The 16,174-nt window shown below is 51.5% G+C and carries 17 protein-coding genes; 14 read left to right on the top strand and 3 right to left on the bottom strand.

From position 1 onward, the window contains the following. The first annotated feature begins 43 nt into the window (after positions 1–43). The gene (locus VMW30_00670) at positions 44–952 is read left to right on the top strand and encodes a DMT family transporter (GenBank protein HUW86881.1); all 909 of its coding nucleotides are present in this window, start codon (positions 44–46) and stop codon (positions 950–952) included. A gap of 136 nt (positions 953–1,088) precedes the next feature. Here VMW30_00670 and VMW30_00665 read toward each other — a convergent pair whose 3' ends face one another. Beyond that, positions 1,089–2,339, bottom strand: a complete 1,251-nt coding sequence (locus tag VMW30_00665; GenBank protein HUW86880.1) for an MFS transporter — start codon at positions 2,337–2,339, stop codon at positions 1,089–1,091. A gap of 360 nt (positions 2,340–2,699) precedes the next feature. Between VMW30_00665 and VMW30_00660 the strand changes: the two genes are divergently transcribed. The 7 genes from VMW30_00660 (at position 2,700) to VMW30_00630 (ending at position 8,716) form a co-directional block, all read left to right on the top strand. Continuing rightward, entirely contained in the window at positions 2,700–3,710 is a 1,011-nt protein-coding gene (locus VMW30_00660; GenBank protein HUW86879.1) for a hypothetical protein, read from the top strand. A 119-nt stretch (positions 3,711–3,829) separates the two neighbouring features. Then, positions 3,830–4,384 (top strand): GNAT family N-acetyltransferase, encoded by a 555-nt coding sequence (locus VMW30_00655; GenBank protein HUW86878.1) that lies wholly within the window; start codon positions 3,830–3,832, stop codon positions 4,382–4,384. 55 nt (positions 4,385–4,439) lie between these two features. Further along, positions 4,440–5,195 (top strand): ROK family protein, encoded by a 756-nt coding sequence (locus VMW30_00650; GenBank protein ID HUW86877.1) that lies wholly within the window; start codon positions 4,440–4,442, stop codon positions 5,193–5,195. 221 nt (positions 5,196–5,416) lie between these two features. After that, positions 5,417–6,304 (top strand): ABC transporter substrate-binding protein, encoded by an 888-nt coding sequence (locus VMW30_00645; GenBank protein HUW86876.1) that lies wholly within the window; start codon positions 5,417–5,419, stop codon positions 6,302–6,304. A 52-nt stretch (positions 6,305–6,356) separates the two neighbouring features. After that, complete coding sequence (locus VMW30_00640) at positions 6,357–7,253, top strand: amino acid ABC transporter permease (GenBank protein ID HUW86875.1); 897 nt, start codon at positions 6,357–6,359, stop codon at positions 7,251–7,253. A gap of 23 nt (positions 7,254–7,276) precedes the next feature. After that, a complete protein-coding gene (locus VMW30_00635; protein HUW86874.1) occupies positions 7,277–8,029 on the top strand; it encodes an amino acid ABC transporter ATP-binding protein in 753 nt (250 codons plus the stop codon). A gap of 102 nt (positions 8,030–8,131) precedes the next feature. Then, the gene (locus tag VMW30_00630; protein HUW86873.1) at positions 8,132–8,716 is read left to right on the top strand and encodes a hypothetical protein; all 585 of its coding nucleotides are present in this window, start codon (positions 8,132–8,134) and stop codon (positions 8,714–8,716) included. A gap of 31 nt (positions 8,717–8,747) precedes the next feature. Here the strand turns inward: VMW30_00630 and VMW30_00625 are convergent, their stop codons facing one another. Then, complete coding sequence (locus VMW30_00625; GenBank protein ID HUW86872.1) at positions 8,748–9,197, bottom strand: GNAT family N-acetyltransferase; 450 nt, start codon at positions 9,195–9,197, stop codon at positions 8,748–8,750. A gap of 136 nt (positions 9,198–9,333) precedes the next feature. Here VMW30_00625 and VMW30_00620 point away from each other — a divergent pair, with 136 nt between their 5' ends. Beyond that, positions 9,334–10,020, top strand: a complete 687-nt coding sequence (locus VMW30_00620) for a dienelactone hydrolase family protein (GenBank protein ID HUW86871.1) — start codon at positions 9,334–9,336, stop codon at positions 10,018–10,020. Positions 10,021–10,068: 48 nt separating this feature from the next. On the opposite strand, the gene VMW30_00615 is transcribed toward VMW30_00620, so the two are convergent. Beyond that, on the bottom strand, positions 10,069–10,380 hold the full coding sequence (locus tag VMW30_00615; GenBank protein ID HUW86870.1) for a WhiB family transcriptional regulator: 312 nt from the start codon (positions 10,378–10,380) through the stop codon (positions 10,069–10,071). Between the two features lie 172 nt (positions 10,381–10,552). On the opposite strand from VMW30_00615, the gene VMW30_00610 reads away from it, so the two are divergent. The 5 genes from VMW30_00610 (at position 10,553) to guaA (ending at position 16,146) form a co-directional block, all read left to right on the top strand. Beyond that, positions 10,553–11,449, top strand: coding sequence for a MerR family transcriptional regulator (locus VMW30_00610; protein ID HUW86869.1), 897 nt, complete (start codon positions 10,553–10,555; stop codon positions 11,447–11,449). A 158-nt stretch (positions 11,450–11,607) separates the two neighbouring features. Further along, positions 11,608–12,291 carry a calcium-binding protein gene (locus tag VMW30_00605; GenBank protein ID HUW86868.1) on the top strand — a complete coding sequence of 228 codons (684 nt, stop codon included), beginning with the start codon at positions 11,608–11,610 and terminating at the stop codon, positions 12,289–12,291. A 77-nt stretch (positions 12,292–12,368) separates the two neighbouring features. Beyond that, positions 12,369–13,481, top strand: a complete 1,113-nt coding sequence (locus VMW30_00600; protein ID HUW86867.1) for an IMP dehydrogenase — start codon at positions 12,369–12,371, stop codon at positions 13,479–13,481. Positions 13,482–13,490: 9 nt separating this feature from the next. Continuing rightward, on the top strand, positions 13,491–14,603 hold the full coding sequence (locus tag VMW30_00595) for a GuaB3 family IMP dehydrogenase-related protein (protein ID HUW86866.1): 1,113 nt from the start codon (positions 13,491–13,493) through the stop codon (positions 14,601–14,603). Further along, positions 14,596–16,146, top strand: coding sequence for a glutamine-hydrolyzing GMP synthase (guaA, locus tag VMW30_00590; GenBank protein ID HUW86865.1), 1,551 nt, complete (start codon positions 14,596–14,598; stop codon positions 16,144–16,146). The genes VMW30_00595 and guaA overlap by 8 nt, the downstream gene beginning before the upstream one ends. The last annotated feature ends 28 nt before the right edge of the window (positions 16,147–16,174 follow it).

Below are 16,174 nucleotides of genomic sequence, written 5' to 3'. Positions count from 1 at the left end.
TATTGGCAAGCATCGTACGAAAACGCACCACTACACTCTGTTGGTGAATCTGAGAGGAAAATTGAAAGAACGAGAAGTCGATCTAGTTCTTCTCGCAGTGGCCATGGTCTGGGGAGCCAGTTACTTGGCTGCGAAAGTCCTCACTACGCATGCCTCCGTTGTGGTAGTTCTCGCTCTCAGGTTTATCCTCACAGCCATAGGGATGCTCGCAATCTGGGTGGCGAAGCGAGAATCCTTTTCGCGCGGCGAAATCAAACTTGGACTACTTCTCGGAACGACGCAATCAGTAATTCTCTACCTTGAAACTGCCGGTGTCTCCAAGACCACCGCGACAAACGCCGGACTCATCATAAGTTTGACGATCGTGATGACTCCGATTCTTGAGTCGATAGCGGCAAGAAACTGGCTGCCAAGGGCCTACTTCGTTGCCTCTGTCGTCGGGGTCGTCGGAGTGCTTCTGCTTGTCTCCGGAAATGGATTCGGTCGTCCGGGACTTGGTGACCTCCTGATGTTGGCCGCTGCCTTTGTTAGGTCAGTCCACGTTACTGCGATGGGTCACTTGACCCGCGGTCATTCGTACAGTTCGGTGAATTTGACGCTTCTCCAAAACGTAACCGGTGCAGTTGTGTTTACTTCACTAAGTCTTGATGGGGTGCGAACGGCAATAACAACTTTCCAAGCGCCGCAGTGGTGGGGGCTCCTATTTTTAAGTATGGCGTGCAGTGTTTTTGCGTTCCTTGGACAGATGTGGGCCATTCGCCGCACCTCGGCATCGCGAGCCAGTTTGCTTCTTGGCACAGAACCCATCTGGGCTGTTGCAGTGGGAGTAATCCTCGGCGGGGAGATACTGTCGATTCTTGGCGGAGTCGGTGCCGTTCTGATAGTTGGTGCGACATTCTTCGGCCAACGAATTGAGACTGCCCATAGAAATGGCAAATCTGCGGACCAGTGAATAAATGCGTTTTCTCTCTACATCAATCGACAATGTAACTCAGTAGTCCCACCAATTGTTAATACTCACCCTAATCGAACTCTGGAGGATGCGATTTTGACATCGAACGGACTTCTCACATTCAAATCCGGATTCCTTACTCCGTTTCATTAGGTGACAAATCCTCGGCAGGTTGTGTCGGTGAGATGTCATGGACTTGATTTCGTGCTGAGGCGCCAAGGACTGTCGATGACAGAACGCCAAGTACTACAAAGCAGGCTGTGCCACTAAGGAGGATGGCGATTCTTGGATCGATCACCGAAACAACTACTCCTCCGATTGCAAGAGAGGCCATCTGTCCAGCCGAAGACACTCCTTGGACTGCTGACGAGACGCGACCCCGACTTTCATCCGGCGCACGTTGCAAGATGAGGGCGAAGAAGTACGCGTTCAACGTGCTAACGCCGATACCCGCCAGAGCCGCCGTGGGGAATAGCAATGCCCAATGCCAAGAGAAGCCAGTAAGAAGCACTCCAAGAGCAGCCAGCAACCCTCCCGCAATAATATTTGCTGGTAGTCGAGCCTGGCTCACATCGCGCCGCTCATTGACAAGCGCGGCAACGAGGACGCCAGCGGCGAAAGTTGAACCGACAAGACCGTAAATAAACATTGTGGCGTGAAGATTATCAAGTGCGAAAAATAATTCCGCCACGCTAAATGTCCCTACCGTAACGTTGAGACTAAATCCCAGAATCGTCAGGGCTCTGATGACAGGTTCATTACGCACAATCTGCAATCCCACCCATACATCGCCTCGTTGTCGATGACCTCTTTCTCGCGCATGAAACGGCAACACTAAGAATGCGGGAACGATCGCGAGTACTGCAAAAGTCGCGGCATTAGTGATCATCGGCGTTACGTAGCCAAATTTACTGACCATGATTCCAGCCATTCCAGGTCCAGCGATTCCCGCGAGGGCATACGACGCCATCATCAAAGACATGGCACGTGGCATCGCCTCCTTGCCTACGAGTTCTGGCAATGTGGCTGACCACGCAGGCGCGGTAAACGCCTGGCCGACTCCAATTAAACATATGAGTACGAGTGAAACGAACAACGGCGCATTGAAAGCGAGCAATGCTGCCAACATCGCTTGAATGACGTTCACGATAGGAGCCAGGCGACGAACTGGCACGCGGTCAGCGAGTGTTCCTGCCCAGGGCGAGAGCAAGATCAGAGGCAACTGTCCCGCCGCCAAAATAGCAGCAATAGAAAGAGCGCCTCCACCGTTGTGCTTCTCACGTAGCAAGAGCGCAAAAATCGCGAGTTCGTCACCGAGGAGAGAAACTGCTCTGGCTACTGCAATGACACGAATCGTATTCCAGCCCTTAGGGCTTGCCTTTGCCACTATCCCATCTTGACGTACGCATACGCATCAGCACAACGGGCAACCCCACTAATCGGTAAGACACCCCCATCCTGCGGAGGATTTTATGGTCCTCGCGTGAGCAAAAGGCTTCCTTACGGAAGTCAATGTCTCTACGAGCGTTGAGGCAGAGCAGTGACAATATGGGGGCTACTCCGGTTATCGAAACTTCCCATTGCCTTGAGCCTTTAGCGGGCAAGAACAAAACCTTGTTATTGACTATTGAAGTAAAGACGCTACCCCCTTATACGAATCGTTAACGATCGGCCAATGGCTCTTACATTCTAGGCAATTACATTCTAAGAGGGTTGATTTTCTACACTCCTTCGTTAAGGTTTGAAAATGACACTCGATCCAGAACCGATAACTCCGAGCCAGTTATATGACAATAATCTGGAGGCGTTTCGTCGCTTACAGGAAGAAGTGGAATATTCACTCAAGGCCGCGGTGGATTTGGTTGGAATTGAAACGCAATCACTCATCTCTAGAATCAAGAGCAAGGCTAGCTTCTTGGAGAAGGTCGACCGCAAGGCTTATGCAGCGCCGACGGAGGAAATCGAAGATATTGTTGGCGTCCGTGTGGTGTGCCTTTTTCTCTCGGATATGCCTCGTCTTAAGTCAATCATTCGCGAGACGTTTACAGTGGTGGATGAAGACGACAAAGTTGAAGGTGGTACTGCTGACTCATTCGGATATATGTCCGTGCATTTTGTATGCGTTCTTCTGGCCGAAAACGTGGGACCACGATATCAAGGCTTACATGGAATGAAATTTGAGGTCCAATGTCGCACTATCCTCCAGGACGCTTGGGCAAATGTGTCTCATCGCCTCGCATACAAGGGAGAAGCAAGTATCCCTGAACCTTTAAGGAAAGATTTTCACGCGCTTGCGGGGCTTTTCTATGTTGCAGATAAACATTTTGAATTGTTTTTCTTGGAGTCGCTTGGTTCTCGCGCGGAGGCGGTTGAATCACTCAAGCAAGTTGGGAAGGCAACTGATTTCGCGGACCTTCCCATCAACCGCGATACGGTTGAAGCCTTCTTGGCAGCTCGATTTCCCGATAGAGAAAGCGCACCCTTGGAAATAACCTCTGAATTTGTTGAGGAATTAGTGGCAGTCGGGTATTCCACTATTCGCCAACTAGCCATCGACATAGATAGAGCCACGGAGGCAGTGGAGGCCTATGAAAATGATTCTCCGCCAAAAGATGGTGAAACTGACGAATACACCCGTTACGCTGGAGTGGGTTTCGCAAGAACGGCTTTGGGATTCTCTAATTCGGAATATGCGGCGTTGAAATACGAGCATTGGACCGACGAGGACGTGGCCAAATATCGTCGGCTTGTTACGTAGTCCGCGCACTCAATTTACTTGAAATGGCAGCCCTCTGATCAATGCGGCTTGTGTGTACCTGGTGGAGGCAGCCACCAAATTGCTCGCGAGAGTAATCTCGTTTGTGGTGGGATTGCGACATGAAAATTGTCCGTCCTGCAGAGGCCTATCTGGAGAGTTATAAGAAGGCGCTAATTCAGGCTATTTCTTCAGGCACGGCCGCCAGTCTTGCAGAAGCCCAAGACGAACTTTTAGAGATAGAAGCAGATTCCGAATCTTTCTTGGCCAAACAAGAAGACCCCAAAGCTCTAGGTGGAGATGTGAAACTTCCTGATGGTTCATTCGTTCCTCGATTACCGGGAATTACCCGCTGGATGTGGGATGGGCAAGCATGCGGAAGTATCAACTTTCGTTGGCAAGAGGGATCGACTGAACTGCCCCCTCACTGTTTGGGGCATATTGGGTATGAAGTCTTTTCGTGGAAGCGAAATAAAGGTTATGCATCAGAGGCGCTCAAGCAGATACTGCCTGAAGCGGTTAAGTTGGGAATGCCTTTCGTTGAACTTACTACTGATGCTGATAATTTCTTTTCGCAACGAGTTATACAGAAAAATGGTGGAGTACTTCATGAGAAGTTTGTTAAGCCGCAATCCCACGGTGGCACGGATGGCTTCAGGTTTCGGATATATCTGTAGGGGCTACTTGGGTGTGTCTGGTGAACAGAGCGATTAACGAGTAACTTCAATCCTCATGGAACAACTCACGCTTTCAGTTGATTGCGGCGGTCTGGGAATTAAAGCTTCAGTGCTTGATAGCGCTGGAACAATGAGAACCCCTGCTGTTCGCATTTCTACGCCTTATCCGCTTTCGCCACAACTGTTAGTGGAAACCATCGCAGATCTTGCCAAGTCATTGCCGAAGGCAGATCGCGCAACGGTAGGTATTCCAGGAATGATTCGACATGGGGTTGTCGTTGCGACTCCCCACTACATTAATGTTGCCGGACCGCTGACGCGCATGGTTCCTGAATTGAAAGCGATTTGGGATGGTTTTGATATGCGTCAAGCTTTGATCGATGCGTTGAAAATTCCGACTCTCGTTTTGAATGATGCAGAGGTCCATGGTGCAGGTGTCGTGGCTGGTTCTGGTTTCGAAGTTGTACTTACCTTAGGAACCGGCTTGGGTTGCGCAGTTTTTGATGGAGGTGTACTTGCACCGCACATTGAACTCTCGCATGCACCAGTCCGTCGCTCAACCATGTATGACGAATGGATAGGGGAGCACGAACGTCGGAGATTGGGGGATAGTTTCTGGTCGCGACGCGTTCGCACAATGGTTGATGACTTACGACCAGTATTTCTTTGGGATCGTTTGTACTTGGGCGGCGGAAACTCACGGCGAATCAAAGATTCGGTTATCCATAAATTGGGTGATGATGTGGTGATCGTCCCCAATGAAGCAGGCATCATCGGTGGCGTGCGGGCGTGGAGCTTGATCACTTCGTAGGCGGGCGAGTACTTATTCCGCTCGACGATCATTCGAGGAATCAGGCACTCTCTTTCATGGGGAGTCGCCTTCGTTCGAGGCCTGTCTCGCGATAGTGCACACTAATTCGCACATTCTTCGGTTTCCATAGATTGAGTAGCGAAACTAGGTTTAAGAGTTGAGTCCTAAGGTCTAGGATGTGCTAACTCTTCCTATCACTAAATTTAACAAAGGATTACTAAATGACAACCACACGTTTTAAGGCCTCGGCTTTCGCCCTGATCGCTGTAAGCGCTCTCGTGCTCTCGGCCTGTTCTAGTTCGACCTCCACAGATTCTGCTACCTCCACCACAGCATCTGGCGACGAAGCCCTGGTCAAGATGGTTCCAACTGATGTTGCCGCTGACGGCATACTCACGTTTGGTTCAGATGGTACGTATCCGCCAAACGAGTTTGTTGGCACCGATGGCAAGACGATGGAAGGAATGGATATTGATCTTGGCAGCGCGATCGCTGCGAAACTTGGTCTGGAAGCAGAGTTCATTAATGCACCATTTGATTCCATCATTCCCGGTATTCAGTCAGGCAAGTACGAGGCGGGAATCTCCTCCTTCACTGATAACAAAGAGCGTGAACAAATTCTTGACTTCGTGACGTACTACAGCGCTGGAACTTCATGGGCTGCAAAGACCGGCTCAACTTTGACTTTAGACACTGTCTGCGGAAAGAACGTGGCTGTGCAGAAAGGAACTGTCCAAGTTGATGACATCGATGCGCGCTCTAAGGTGTGTACCGATGCAGGACAGTCTGCGATCATGATCAACCAATATCAATCACAGCAAGATGCAACCGCCACTGTTATTTCCGGCAAGAATGACGCGATGCTCGCTGATTCGCCGATTACTGGTTATGCAGTGAAGACCTCGGATGGTCAACTTGAGATTATTGGCACCGTTTACGACACGGCTCCGTATGGAGTTGGGTTGCCAAAGGCGAAGGGTGATTTTGCCAAGGCCGTTCAAGGTGCAATTGCAGCCATAATCGCTGATGGCACCTACGCATCAATCCTCGACAAGTACGGCGCGGCTGAAGGCGGCGTGACTGAGTCAGTCATAAATGGCGCCAAGTAAGTCGTCATCTCACGTTTAAGCGACTAGATTCGCATCCGTGAGTTCAGATTCGATGCAGGGACGTCCCAGAGCAATCCGGGCCGTCCCTGTCCGCCATCCGGGGCGTTGGGTCGCCGCTGCAGTAATTGCCCTCCTTGCAGCCATGGCGATCCACGCCGTCATCACAAACCCGCGATTTGGCTGGGCTGAACAAGCGAAGTACATATTTGATGCAAGTGTGTTCGCTGGGGTGCGCACCACCTTGATGCTTACCTTTGTATCAATGCTGATCGGCGTAGTACTCGGCATCATCCTTGCCGTCATGCGTCTTTCAACCAACCCACTTGTCTCGGGCGCTGCCTGGTTCTACATCTGGGTTTTCCGAGGCACTCCAGTGCTGGTGCAGTTACTCTTCTGGGCCAACCTAGGTGCGCTCTTTCCAACTCTTGGTCTCGGTATTCCCTTTGGTCACGAACTTTTCTCTGCCAAAACCTTCGATCTCGTCCCCGGTCTGGCTGCCGCACTTCTCGGTCTTGGACTTAATGAAGCTGCATATATGTCAGAGATTGTGCGCGCTGGGATCCTCTCGGTGGACGAAGGACAGACTGAGGCTTCAACAGCCCTGGGAATGACAAAGATGCAGACCCTGCGTCGTATTGTGCTACCACAGGCGATGCGAGTGATCGTTCCCCCGACAGGCAACGAGACGATCTCGATGCTCAAGACCACGTCACTAGTGGCGTACGTTCCATATTACGAATTGCTCTTTAAAGTGCAGAACATCTACACCCGCACATACCAAGTCATGCCGATGTTAATTATGGCAAGTCTCTGGTATCTCGCGATGACTAGCATCTTGATGACGGTGCAGTACTACGTCGAACGTCATTTCGCGCGCGGCTCATTGCGCACTCTGCCGCCAACTCCAGTGCAACGATTCCGTACTCGCTTCTTAGGGATAAGTGGTTGATGATGGTCCAACCTCTGCAACCCATGGTGAAAGCCGAGAACGTGTATAAGTCTTTTGGGCGCTTGGAAGTACTCAAGGGCATTGATCTAGAAGTTGCTCCTCGCGAAGTCTTCTGTATTGTCGGACCTTCGGGTTCTGGTAAATCAACGTTTCTGCGATGTATCAATCACCTAGAGAAAATTGATGCGGGCCGACTCTCTGTTGATGGCGAACTTGTTGGCTATCACGAACGTGGAGGATTACTTCACGAGATGCGCGAGCGTGAAGTCGCAACCCAACGCCGCAAAATCGGTATGGTTTTCCAAAGTTTTAATCTCTTCCCTCATATGACGGCGCTGGAGAATGTGATGGAGGCGCCCATGCTTGTAAAGGGAGAATCCAAATCAGTTGTTCATGAACGTGCAATGAAACTTCTTGATCGCGTTGGGCTCGGGGATAAAATCGAAAGTTATCCTTCACAACTTTCGGGTGGTCAACAACAACGGGTTGCGATCGCCCGCGCGCTCGCGATGGAGCCGGCGTTGATGCTCTTTGACGAACCTACGAGCGCCCTGGACCCTGAGTTGGTCGGCGAAGTACTTGACGTGATGCGCCAATTGGCACAAGATGGCATGACGATGATTGTTGTTACGCACGAGATGAATTTCGCTCGCGAAGTAGGTGATGCCCTCGTCTTTATGGATGAGGGGGTCGTAGTTGAGTCCGGACACCCACGCGATGTTCTTGGCAAGCCGCAGCATGCGCGTACTAAAGCATTCCTGTCGAAAGTCCTCTAACTAAATTAGATCGTGAATTATGGGAGAGCGCGTTTTATTTCCAAGTAACGGCGACACCTGCGATGGTTACCTGGAGGCGGTATTGGTGGGATAGTGGTCAACATGAATAGACCCCCGCAATCCAAGACCGCAGTCATATTCGGCTTTATTGCACTCGCCCTCCTGCTTGCAGGATGTGCCACATTCAATTCAACCGGACGTCCAGGAATGATGAATTCATCCTCTCGTTATTACTCCTCGAAGGTGACCTGTTCGGTTCCGGAGAACCTGCCTGGCCAGATTATTAATGTGGAACTAGGTGATATGGGTATGACTCAGATGATGGGTGGTGTGGCCCCTCGGAATTCTCGTATGCGGCTTGTTGCAAATCCAACAACTTTTCCTGCCGGTGAAGTGACCGTTGTGGTCTCTAATCTCGGGTGGCGTGAGCACGAACTCGTTGTTATGCCATTAGGTGAGGGAAATACAGCAGGAAGCCGGGTTCCAAATGCTGAGGGAAGGGTCAACGAGACTGGAAGTTTGGGCGAGGCCTCCAACAATTGCGGAGCGGGCTCAGGTGAAGGAATCGAACCTGGAGGAATCTCTTGGGCCACACTTACGTTGAGCGCCGGCCGGTATGAATTTCTCTGTAATCTAACCAACCATTACGCCAACGGAATGTGGCAAGAGGTCGTCGCCATCGCTTAGGGAATGCACCTACGAACGACTAGATCCTGATTCAGAGGCTACTCGGTCGCTCCAACTCCATCCAGCGATCAGGGTTTTTAAGTTGTCGAAATCCAACAGCCGAGTAAACATCGTGGGCATCGCTTGTAGTCAAGGTGGTCTTCTTAATTTCTAGTTTCTGGGTCCACTCAACGGTCGCCTGGCTCAACCAGGTGCCAATTCCGCGCCCTCGATATGCTCGATCGACGAAGACATCGCATAACACAGCGAAAATTCCGGTATCACTAACGATTCGTGCGACTGCTACTTGCTTCTTGCCCTCGTAGACACCAAAGGGATAGGAATGTTTGAAAGTTCTGGTGACAAGCTCAAGATCCCTCCCTAGCGCCCAGTAGGCGTCCAGTGAGAGCCAGGCATGGATTTTTTCCATATCGAGAAGTCCCTCATCGTCGCTGAGTAAAAGTCCATTCTTCACCTGGTTTAGGAAATTCTTGCTTGCCACGATGCCCCTTAGCTATCTCAATTGTGAAGTTTGCAGACTCTACTACACCCAGTCAGAGTGTTGCCTCTTGGATGTACGGATGCAGCTAGATTGGTTCTAACCAAGCAGGGGCAGGGAAAGAGTGAAGGAGTGCGACATGGGTGAGAAAGTTACCTTTCCAAGTAACGGTGGCACGTGCGAGGGCTACCTGGCGTTACCGCAAAGTGGAAGTGGCCCTGCTGTCATTGTGATTCAAGAGTGGTGGGGACTGGTCGGGCATATTACAAATGTTGCCGATCGATTCGCCAAGGCTGGTTTCGTCGCTCTCGCACCTGATCTTTATCACGGCGTTGTCACAACCGAACCAGATGAGGCGAGGAAGCTGTTGATGGATCTCGCCATAGATAAAGCGGCGGTAGATATCGATGGAGCGGCGAAGTATCTAAGCAACCGTAAAGACGTCGTTGGAAAAGGTGTTGGGGTTATTGGGTTCTGCATGGGCGGCTCACTGGCACTCTGGAGTGCAACTCTCTCACCTGAAATTGTTGCAACGGTTGGTTTCTATCCTGGCCAACCTTGGTCGCGTATGTCACCTGCTTGGGAGAACTATTCAGGTAAGCACGCCATCATTCACTGCAGTGAGCATGATGGTACTTCTGCAGCCCCCGGAATTCAGGAGGCACTCCTCGCAATCCGAACAGCGGGAGGCAGTGTTATCGCATATGACTACCCAGGGACCGATCATGCCTTCTTTAATGATGAACGGAAAGAGGTTTATAACCCCGCGGCATCAACTGTTGCATGGGATCGAACGCTCGCATTTTTCAATGCGCATATTGCTTAAATAGAAAATAGATGATTGCTTCCCCATTCGGGAATTCCCCCTGAGAAATTATGAGGCGTGAGGAATCGCTTCGTTCATCTTTCGATCGTTGCTTTCTAGGATACTGAGGCGGTCGTCTTCACTGAGGCCGCCCCAGATTCCGTATGGCTCCTCAACCGCAAGGGCATGATTTCGACACTGTTGAATCACCGGACATGTGGCGCATACCGCCTTGGCGCGGTTCTCGCGGTTTCGGCGACTTGGACCACGCTCCCCATCTGGGTGGAAAAACATTTCGGATGGAAGATCACGACAGGCGCCCGACTGCTGCCATTCCCATACTTGGGCTACTGGCTTGGGCAACCGGGAGATTTCGGCCATTTTCGAGTTCCTTTCTTGGGGGAGTGGTACCACTCTATAATCGCTTCATAGGTGGTTCAAGTAGAGATCACTGAAAAGTCCATGAGAAATTCCGTAGAGTCCCGAGCCCATGCCAGGAAATCACCTAGATTCTCAAGTGGTGAGATTTGCCCAAGTGCCCGAAGATAGCCTCATGAGCGAGTTCTTGACGGTGGCCGCGGTGGCTCGCCGCCTGGGGATTGCTCCGGCCACCCTGCGAACCTGGGATCGACGTTACTGCCTTGGACCATCGGTTCATGAGGCAGGCAATCACCGACGCTACTCCTCCGGCGATCTGGCTAGGCTCACCTTGATGCGCCGTCTTGTCATCGAAGGCGTGGCACCGTGTGATGCCGCAATTCGCGCGAAGGCCCTGTGTAGTGATGAAACGGTCGGCGACGTACTTGAAGAATTGATTCGCGAGAATCCGAATGGGAATTCAACCCAAGACCTCGTTGAGATTTTCTACAGGGCTGCGTTCACTTTGGATGATTGCTTCTTGGAATCGGGGCTGAAGCAAGAACTGGCACGAAATGGAGTCATTTGCACGTGGCAGGAAATAGTCGTCCCCTTGCTTGTGAGAATTGGTAGCGAGTGGGAGCGAACCGATCAGGGCGTTGAAGTTGAACATATGGTTTCTGAAATAGTGAAAAAAGTATTGTTAGCCGTCGAAGTTCATGAAGCCCGCAACCCGCGTCCGATCTTGTTGGCGGCTCCAAGTGAAGAGCAACATTCCCTGGCACTTTACGCCGTGAAAGCCGCGTTGGCTGAACGATCGATATCTTCATATTTTTTAGGTGCTCGCACACCGCACGCAGCAGTTGCCAGAATAGTGACCCGTATTGCCCCGCCGGTCATATTTCTTTGGGCTCTCCTTCCCGAAAACGGTGATCCTGCCTTCTTCCGTGATCTACCTAAGGTTCGGCCGGCCCCACGCATACTCCTTGGAGGACCGGGATGGAACCTGGATGAGTGTAAAGACGCACTCTTCTCCGCTGATCTGAGATCGGCCTGCGCGGAGATTTCACGGGTTCTAGGGGATTCGCGCTAGCGACTCCGTAACCCAAAAACATTCTTAATATTTCTGTAACGGGCGAGTGGTTTTGATCGTTGAATCCTGTAGATCAACCTATCCTGAGGAGGAACAATGGAGAGAAACAAGCTGATCAGACTTCATTCAGACAAGTCTGCAAATGGAAGGTTTGCGCTATGAATCGCCTTTTTAAGCGTGTAGCGATCTTGAGCGTACCGACTGTCTTTTTCGTTCCGACACTTATCTTGGCTGGATCTTCGGCACAAGCAGCAGATTCCCCAACGTGTGATGGAAAGAAAGCGACCGTAGTGTCGAGTGCGTCCACCATCAAAGGTACTTCAAAGCCCGACGTGATAGTTGTGCAAGGTTCAGGTACTCACACTGTTCTGGCCGGCGCTGGGAATGATCTTATCTGTGGGGGATCAGGTATTGACAAGATTAATGGTCAGGCGGGAAATGACACCGTGGTTGCCGGAGCCGGTAATGATGTGGTTATAGGTGCGGTTGGAAATGACACGCTCCAGGGCGGCGCTGGAAATGACACACTAAACGGCGGCAATGGTACAGACACGCTCGCTGGTGGCACTGGAAGTGACGTTCTTAGCGGCGGAACTGGTGACGACCAGCTAGATGGCGATGAAGGTAACGACCAGCTAGATGGCGGAGACGGTGATGACGTTGCAGATGGCGGTCTGGGCGATGACGAACTCCAAGGTGGCGAAGGCGATGACGAACTCGTCGGTGGCGGCGGGAGTGACATTGAAGATGGCGGACCTGGAACTGACACCGAAGATGGTGCCCCTGAAAGTGACGAGGCGCCTGAGGACAGCAGCGCCGCCACTACTGCCAGCGAGGGCTAACCCAACAATTTCATCGGATTTGGGAGTTCCAAGTCACCGATAGACTTCACGCCTTCAACCGTCGTAGGGGAGGCGAAATGGCCGACAATGAGAAAGTCGTAATGCTCGGTCTGACTTATGACGATGTCCTTCTTCTGCCTGATGCATCCGATGTGGTTCCAAGTGAGGTTGATACTTCTACTCGACTCACTCGGAATATCTCACTTCGGATACCTCTCGTCTCCTCTCCCATGGACACGGTGACAGAATCAGAGATGGCCATTGCCATGGCAAAGGCCGGTGGAATCGGAATCATTCACCGCAACCTTCCGATCGACGAGCAAGTTACGCACGTGAAACTGGTGAAAGGTGTCGGACTGGCCGGCGCAGCGGTAGGTGTCGGCGATGACGGCTTTGCTCGCGCAAAGGCGCTCATTGAGGCGGGAGTAGATGTTGTCGTCGTGGACACGGCACATGGTCATCACCGGGGCGTTCTGGATGCGATTGCCAGAATAAGGAAATATTCGCCAAAGACAGAAATTATTGGCGGCAATGTAGCTACCCGCGCAGGCGCACAGGCGCTTATCAATGCCGGAGTAGATGCCGTCAAAGTGGGTGTAGGCCCGGGTTCAATATGTACGACTCGAGTTGTAACTGGGGTTGGTGTTCCGCAGATTACTGCAATCATGGAAGCTAGTAAGGCATGTGCGAAAGCTGGAATACCCCTCATCGCAGATGGTGGACTGCAATATTCTGGCGATATCGTGAAAGCACTGGTTGCTGGCGCAGATACGGTAATGCTTGGTTCATTACTTGCGGGATGCGATGAATCCCCAGGCGAACTCGTTGAGATTGATGGCCGCAAGTACAAGGCTTACCGAGGAATGGGCTCGCTCGGCGCAATGCAAACTCGCGGCGGGAAGAAGTCCTACTCGAAAGATCGGTACATGCAGGATGATGTTTTATCTGAAGATAAATTGGTCCCTGAAGGCATTGAAGGAAAAGTTGCCTACCGCGGTCCTCTGTCTCAAGTCGCCCACCAGTTAATAGGTGGTTTGCGCCTGGGCATGGGATATGCGGGCGCGGCAGATATCGCATACTTGCGCCGCGAGGGCCGGCTCATTCAAATCACCAGTGCAGGCCTGCAAGAGAGTCATCCGCATGACGTTTTGGATGTGGCTTCGGCCCCGAACTACATCCGAAACAATTAAGGAGTAACCATGAGCGAAATCGAAATAGCACCTGGCAAACGCGCTCGCAGAGCTTATTCTTTTGATGATATTGCCATAGTTCCCAGCCGCCGCACCCGCGATCATGAAGGAGTCTCAACTTCTTGGCAGATCGACGCATATAAATTCGATATCCCAATGGTTGCGGCTCCGATGGACTCCGTGGTTTCGCCAGAAACCGCTATCGAAATCGGCAAATTGGGTGGTCTGGGCGTACTCAACCTTGAGGGCTTATGGACTCGCTACGAGGATCCGCGTATTCAACTTGGTGAAATTGCGTCGATGCCGGATGTGCATGCAACCCGTCGCATGCAAGAGCTTTATACGGCGCCAATTCAGCCAACTCTGATCAAAGAAAGACTCCAGCAGATTCGCGATGCCGGAGTAAGAGTGGCAGGGTCCTTATCACCGCAAAGAACTGCTGATCTCTATAAGACCGTTATTGAGGCAGGCGTAGATATATTCGTCATTCGTGGAACGACCGTGAGTGCCGAGCATGTTTCGTTAAAAAATGAAGCGCTTAACTTAAAGAAATTTATATACGAACTTGATGTGCCAGTGATCGTTGGTGGTGTTGCTACTGCGGTTGGAGCGTTGCACTTGATGCGCGCAGGCGCCGCAGGTGTGCTCGTTGGATTCGGTGGGGGTTCTGCGCATACAACGCGAAAAGTGCTGGGAATCGAAGTTCCTATGGCTTCGGCAGTGGCTGAAGTTGCATCGGCTCGACGCGATTATCTTGATGAATCTGGCGGGCGATATGTTCACGTCATCGCGGATGGTTCTGTTGGACGAAGTGGCGATATTGCCAAAGCCATTGCTTGCGGTGCAGATGCCGTGATGATGGGATCGCCTCTCGCAAAAGCGGTAGAGGCTCCTGGACTTGGTTGGCACTGGGGAAGCGAAGCGCACCACCAAGAGCTCCCACGGGGCGAGCGCGTGGCGGTGGGCACATCCGGAACTCTGCGCGAAATCCTCTTGGGACCTTCTCGAGCATCGGACGGATCAATGAATCTCTTTGGTGCACTCCGCCGTGCCATGGCCACGTGTGGATATTCCGATGTCAAGGAATTCCAGCGAGTTGAGGTACTCATTCATCGTGACTAATCCATCCGGAGTGCTGGTCGTTGATTTTGGTGCACAGTACGCCCAATTGATCGCACGCAGAGTCCGCGAAGCCAGGGTATTTAGCGAAATTGTTCCTTCTTCAATTTCTGCAAAGGATGTCCTGGCAAAAAACCCAGAGGCCATAATTCTCTCTGGCGGACCATCCAGTGTTTATGCGCCAAATGCTCCTGCCATGGATCCGGAGATTCTCAAATTAGGCATTCCTGTTTTTGGAATTTGCTATGGCTTCCAGGTCATGGCTGTTGCTCTCGGTGGCGTGGTTAGTAAGACGGGGAAGTCAGAGTTTGGCCGCACGGAACTCAATGCAGCGACAACCTCAAGAATTTTTGCGTCTTTGCCAAATGTGCAACGTGTATGGATGAGTCATGGTGATGCAGTCACTCAAGAGCCGCCCGGCTTCACGGTCTGTGCAGGTACTAGCGACACTCCAATAAGTGCCTTTGAGAATGAAACGGCCATGTTGGCAGGAGTCCAATTCCATCCAGAGGTCCTGCACACTGAGTACGGACAGGAAATTCTGAGACATTGGTTGGTCGATATTGCCAAGTGTTCCCCTTCCTGGACCTCTGCAAATATCGTTGAGCATGAGATTGAAAAAGTTAGGGCGCTTGTCGGAGAGAAACGCGTTATCTGCGGATTATCTGGCGGAGTAGATTCTGCGGTTGCTGCTGCGATGATTCAGAAGGCAATCGGAGATCAACTCACTTGTGTATTTGTAGATCATGGACTTTTACGCGCCGGTGAAACCGAGCAAGTCGAGAAAGATTTCGTCGCTGCCACTGGCGTCTCACTCAAAGTAGTCGATGCACGGCGGCAGTTTATGGATGCTCTAGCCGGGGTTAGTGAGCCAGAGACTAAACGGAAGATTATTGGCAGAGAATTCATCCGTAGTTTTGAAGCCGCTGCCCGTGAAATTGCAGCCGGCGGCGATGTCGAATTTCTCGTCCAAGGAACTCTCTACCCAGATGTTGTCGAGTCTGGAGGAGGGACAGGAACGGCAAATATCAAATCCCACCATAACGTCGGCGGCCTGCCCGAAGATTTAAAGTTCACCCTCATCGAACCACTACGGACTCTTTTTAAGGATGAAGTACGCCAGGTGGGTCTTGAGTTGGGACTTCCCGAAGAAATAGTCTGGCGTCAGCCTTTTCCCGGCCCGGGACTTGCGATTCGAATCATCGGAGAAGTAACTGAGGAGCGTTTGGAAATATTGAGACATGCAGACCGCATTGTCCGCGAAGAATTAGCCAGTGCGGGACAAGATCGACTGATCTGGCAATGCCCAGTGGTACTCCTGGCGGAAGTTCGCAGTGTTGGAGTCCAAGGAGATGGTCGCACCTACGGTCATCCAATCGTCCTTCGGCCTGTCTCCAGTGAAGATGCCATGACGGCGGATTGGTCAAGACTTCCCTACGAACTCCTTGAGAAAATCTCGACTCGCATCACCAATGAAGTACGAGATATAAATCGGGTGGTGTTGGATATAACCAGTAAACCCCCAGGAACCATTGAGTGGGAGTAAGGCCTCTTAGTTGAAAAAGTACTCTATC

The organism is Candidatus Paceibacterota bacterium (assembly GCA_035530615.1).
GTDB lineage: Bacteria > Actinomycetota > Actinomycetes > Nanopelagicales > Nanopelagicaceae > QYPT01.
This window is presented reverse-complemented; position numbering and strand designations above follow the sequence as displayed.